This is a genomic window from Longimicrobium sp. (genome assembly GCF_036554565.1).
In the GTDB taxonomy this organism is placed as follows: domain Bacteria; phylum Gemmatimonadota; class Gemmatimonadetes; order Longimicrobiales; family Longimicrobiaceae; genus Longimicrobium.
This window is the reverse complement of sequence record NZ_DATBNB010000180.1, coordinates 1-4,387: the sequence shown is the minus strand read 5'-3', so window position 1 is coordinate 4,387 and position 4,387 is coordinate 1. Positions and strand designations below refer to the sequence as shown.

Sequence of the window (4,387 nt, the reverse complement as noted above, 5' to 3'; positions counted from 1 at the left end):
CGGTGCGCGGGCGGGTGGTGACGACGGTGCGGCAGGCGGAGTACCGCGGCTGGTGGTGGGGCCCGTGGTTCGAGCACCAGAACCTGCGCGACGACCGGGCGGAGGCGTTCACTTCCCTGCTGAACGCCGGCGTGCACACCTACTCGTACGTGGCGCGCGCCACCACGCCCGGCGAGTTCATCGTGCCGCCGCCGCGCGCGGAAGAGATGTACAGCCCGGAGACGTTCGGCCGCGGCAGCTCCGATCGCGTGAGGATCCAAGACAACTGATCGGTCTCACACGGAGGGCACGGACAACACGGAGGGGGCGCGGAGGATCGTTCTCCGCGCCCCCTTCGTTTTGTCTCCGCGAGGTATCCTATTTATGTCATGAAACTTGCGCGCCCGTTCATCGTATGGATTGGCGCGCCGGTGTTACCGAGCGCCTGCGGGCAGCGGCTATCCCTCCGTGCTCGCGCAGTTGCAAGGGAACTCCAGGAGAAGATCACCATGGCCAACAGCACACCCCGTCCCCCCAACGGCCCGAGCACAACGGGCAACCCGTCCGGCGGTGGACGAGGCAACAACGGCCCGAAGAAGTAGGGCACGACGAAGCCCCTCGCCTGGTCTGGTGGGGGGCTTCGTCTTCGCTCAGGCTGAATCGGTCTGCGTGTCGCCTAAAACGTCAGCCGCAGCGCCATCACGGGCCCGACGAAGTCGGCGGGCAGTCCGCCGCCGCTCGCGCCGGGCCGGGTCTGGTACCGAAGCCCCAGCCGGCCGTTCAGCATCTTCCGGCCGCCGATGTCCACGCCGCTCTCCAGCACGAACGACGGGCGATCATCCCTGGCCTTGGTCACCACCTCCGAAAGCCCGGCCCCCGCCGACACGTAGGGCTGCCACACTCCCGCGGGGTTGAACGTGCGCATCACGCCCATGTGCATGGCGTTGCCCTCTTCCCCGCAGCGGCCGTCATCGAAGTACGTGTCCCCGTTCTCGTCCACGCCGTCGTAGGCCACGCAGACGAGCCCCCAGAGCCAGCGGTTGTAGTCGGCGAAGAAGGTCCACTCGCTGTCGGCCGAGGGGCGCACCTGGATCTGCAAGCCCGCCTGTACCGCGGCCGTGAACGCGGTGCCGAAGTAGGGCATCACGCCGACTTCGGGGCGCGATCCCCCCGGCTGCTGGGCGGCGGACGGAGCCGCGGCGCACGCCAGGGCCGCCGCCAGCAGGATGCGCGAAGGGCGAAGGATGGACATCGGATCTGGCGTGAGGGTTCCGGCGGATGGACGCACGTGTCTACGCCCGAGCCATGCGGTTTGTGACGGATGGGGTGGGCCGATCCGGGAGATTCCGGACCGGCCGCCGTCGATCAGCGCTTGAGGCGGGACGTGTATGCCTTGCGGAACTTGCTCACCTTGGGCGCAATCACCACCTGGCAGTAGCCCTGGTAGGGGTTCCGCGCGTAGTAGTCCTGGTGATAGCTCTCCGCCCGGTAGAACTCGGACGCGGGGCTCACCTCGGTGACGATGGGATCGTCGAACAGCCGGCGCTCCGTCAACTCGCGGATCACCTCTTCGGCCACGCGCCGCTGCTCGTCGTCGTGATAGAAGACCACGGAGCGGTACTGCGTCCCCTCGTCGCCGCCCTGGCGGTTGAGGGTCGTGGGATCGTGCGTGGTGAAGAAGATCTCCAGGATCTCGCGGAACGAGATCTCGGCCGGGTCGAAGGTCACCTGCACCACCTCGGCGTGCCCCGTGCGCCCCGAGCACACCTGCTCGTACGAGGGATTCGGCAGCGGCCCGCCCATGTATCCCGACACCACGCGGTCCACCCCGCGCAGGTCCACGAACACCGCTTCCGTGCACCAGAAGCATCCCCCGCCCAGCGTAGCCACTTCGCGTCCCGCATCCGTCATCGATCGCTCCCTTTCGCTCGCTCCACATCGCGGACGACCCTGCATCCGCTGAAACCTGCCCCGCATCGCCGGCGGGCGCACAAACCCTGTACACCGCACCGCCCGAAACCGCCGATGCGCCCCGGCCGCCGACGCGCTACCGAGGGCAGTTCGACGCGCCGGGAGGGTCGGGCGCGCCGTAGGTGCGCCGCTCCAGGCGCGGCGAAGCGCCGTCCTTGAGCACCACGACGAACAGGTGGGAGTACTCCGCCTCGCACAGGTTCGCCATGGGCCCCGCGCCCAAGGCCGTGATGATCGCCGGAACGGAGTTGCTGTGCCCCACAACGAGAACCGTCTTGCCCCGGTGGGCCCGGGCCGCCGCGGCGACGGCCGCGGGGTGATCCGGTGCGCGGGTGCTGAACGTGTCGGGAACGATGCCCAGCGCGGACGCGGTCGGGGCGGCGGTGGCCCCCGTGCGCCGGTACTGCGTGACGATGATCTCGTCGACGCGACTCGTGCGGAGCGCCTCGGCAAGGGCGCGCGCCCTGGCCTCGCCCGTCGCGCTCAGCAGCGGATCGGCTTCCCCCGCCGCACCGGCCTTTTCGGCGTGGCGCACCAGCACGATCACGGTGGAGTCCTGCGCGGCGGCCGACGGAGCGGGGGACGATCCGGCCGGCGACGCGGGCGCGCAGGCGGCCAGCGTGGCGAGCGCGAGTGGGATCAGCGAAAAGATGCGCATGTGGAAATCGGGTACGGGTGAAGTGGATGGGAACGTGCGATCGCTGGCGTGTCGGGGGGCAGGACGCGCGTCAGCCCGCGACGCCTGGCCGGCCCTGGATGGTCATCATGGTGCCCGTGAAGGTAGCGACGTGGGTCTCGCGTCCGCCCTCGACGCCGAACGCATCCGCCGTCACCACGCTGATCGTGCGCCCGGCGCGCACCACCCGCCCCCGGGCCACGATCACCTCGCCGCGCGCGGGGGCCAGCAGGTTCACCTTGAACTCCACGCTCAGCACGCCCGCATCGGCCGGCATCAGCGTGTAGGCGGCGAACCCGGCGGCGCTGTCCAGGATGGAGGCCACGGCGCCGGCGTGCACGAAGCCGTGCTGCTGGCCCACCTCATCGCGAACGTCCAGCTCTACGTCCACCTCGCCCGCCGCCACGCGCACCAGCCGCGCGCCCAGCGTTTCCATCAGCCGCTGGCGGGCGAAGCTTTCGCGGACGCGGTCTTCGAAGCCGGGTTCCGGGGCGCGGGGCATTCCGTTCGCTCGCTGGCGGATGAAGGGTGGCACAGGCCGTGGCCTGGGGATTGAATCTGGCACGCCGCAGCGCTGTTTCACCAGACCACGGACCCATGGCCGCCCTTTCCCGCGCCGACCGGCTCGACCGCCTGCCGTTCACGCCCATCCACCGCCGCCTGCTCCTCGTCGCCGGGGCCGGCTGGGCGATGGATGCCATGGACGTGGGGCTGATCTCGTTCGTCATGGCCGCGCTCGCTAGGCAGTGGGGGCTCGATGCGCCTACCGTGGCGTGGATCGGCGCGGTGGGCTTCATCGGCATGGCGCTGGGCGCCAGCCTGGGCGGCAGTGTCGCCGATCGCCGGGGCCGGCGCACGGTGTTCGCGGGCACCCTGCTGATCTACGGCCTGGCCACGGGCGCGGCGGCGTTCTCGTGGTCGGTGGCGTCGCTGCTCGTGTTTCGCTTCCTGATCGGCTTTGGGCTCGGCGCGGAACTGCCGGTGGCGTCCACGCTGGTCAGCGAGTTTTCTCCCGCGCGCATCCGCGGCCGCATCGTGGTGATGCTGGAGGCGTTCTGGGCGGTGGGATGGATCCTGGCCGCCGTGATCGGCACGTACGTGATCCCCACGTCGGAGAACGGCTGGCGATGGGCGTTCGCGCTGGGCGCCATCCCAGCGCTCTACTCGGGCGTCGTCCGCCGCGCGCTTCCCGAGTCGGTGCGCTTCCTGGAGTCGCAGGGCCGCTCGGCCGAGGCCGAAGAGGTGGTGCGCCGCTTCGAATCCGCCGCTGGCGTGCCCGCTCCCACGGAACCCTCCCCGTCCGTCGCGGCAAACCCCGCTCGGCGCGTGGGGCTGGGCGAGCTGTGGCGCGGCACGCTGGCGCGGCGGACGCTGGCACTGTGGCTGGTGTGGTTCGGGATCAACTTCGCGTACTACGGCGCCTTCATCTGGCTGCCGACGCTCCTCGTGCAGCGAGGCTTTTCGCTCGTAAAGTCCTTCGAGTTCACGCTGATCATCACCCTGGCGCAGCTGCCGGGCTACGCGGTGTCGGCCTACCTGATCGAAAAGTGGGGCCGGCGGCCCACCCTGGCCACGTTCCTGGCCGGCTCGGCGCTCGCCGCACTGCTGTTCGCGGGGGCCGAGTCGCGCGACGCCATCCTGGTCGCCGGCTGCCTGCTCTCGTTCTTCAACCTGGGCGCGTGGGGCGCCGTCTACGCCGCCACCCCCGAGGTGTACCCGACGGAGGTGCGCGCGACCGGCGCCGGATGGGCAGCCGGCTTC

General features: G+C 70.5%; 6 protein-coding genes. 2 read left to right on the top strand and 4 right to left on the bottom strand.

Annotation, left to right across the window (positions count from 1 at the left end; translation table 11 throughout):
- Positions 1-269 (top strand): hypothetical protein (locus VIB55_RS04950; protein WP_331875560.1); only part of this gene is annotated, 269 nt, incomplete at its 5' end.
- Positions 270-655: 386 nt separating this feature from the next.
- Here VIB55_RS04950 and VIB55_RS04945 read toward each other — a convergent pair.
- The 4 genes from VIB55_RS04945 to VIB55_RS04930 form a co-directional block, all read right to left on the bottom strand.
- Positions 656-1,231: a hypothetical protein gene (locus VIB55_RS04945; protein ID WP_331875559.1), complete on the bottom strand. Its 576-nt coding sequence runs from the start codon at positions 1,229-1,231 to the stop codon at positions 656-658.
- A gap of 113 nt (positions 1,232-1,344) precedes the next feature.
- Positions 1,345-1,890: a peptide-methionine (S)-S-oxide reductase MsrA gene (gene msrA / locus VIB55_RS04940; RefSeq protein ID WP_331875558.1), complete on the bottom strand. Its 546-nt coding sequence runs from the start codon at positions 1,888-1,890 to the stop codon at positions 1,345-1,347.
- 136 nt (positions 1,891-2,026) lie between these two features.
- Positions 2,027-2,608 carry a histidine phosphatase family protein gene (locus tag VIB55_RS04935; RefSeq protein WP_331875557.1) on the bottom strand — a complete coding sequence of 194 codons (582 nt, stop codon included), beginning with the start codon at positions 2,606-2,608 and terminating at the stop codon, positions 2,027-2,029.
- Positions 2,609-2,678: 70 nt separating this feature from the next.
- The gene (locus tag VIB55_RS04930; protein WP_331875556.1) at positions 2,679-3,128 is read right to left on the bottom strand and encodes a PaaI family thioesterase; all 450 of its coding nucleotides are present in this window, start codon (positions 3,126-3,128) and stop codon (positions 2,679-2,681) included.
- A 95-nt stretch (positions 3,129-3,223) separates the two neighbouring features.
- Between VIB55_RS04930 and VIB55_RS04925 the strand changes: the two genes are divergently transcribed.
- Positions 3,224-4,387, top strand: a 1,164-nt coding sequence (locus VIB55_RS04925) for an MFS transporter (RefSeq protein WP_331875555.1), incomplete at its 3' end; no start/stop codon positions are given.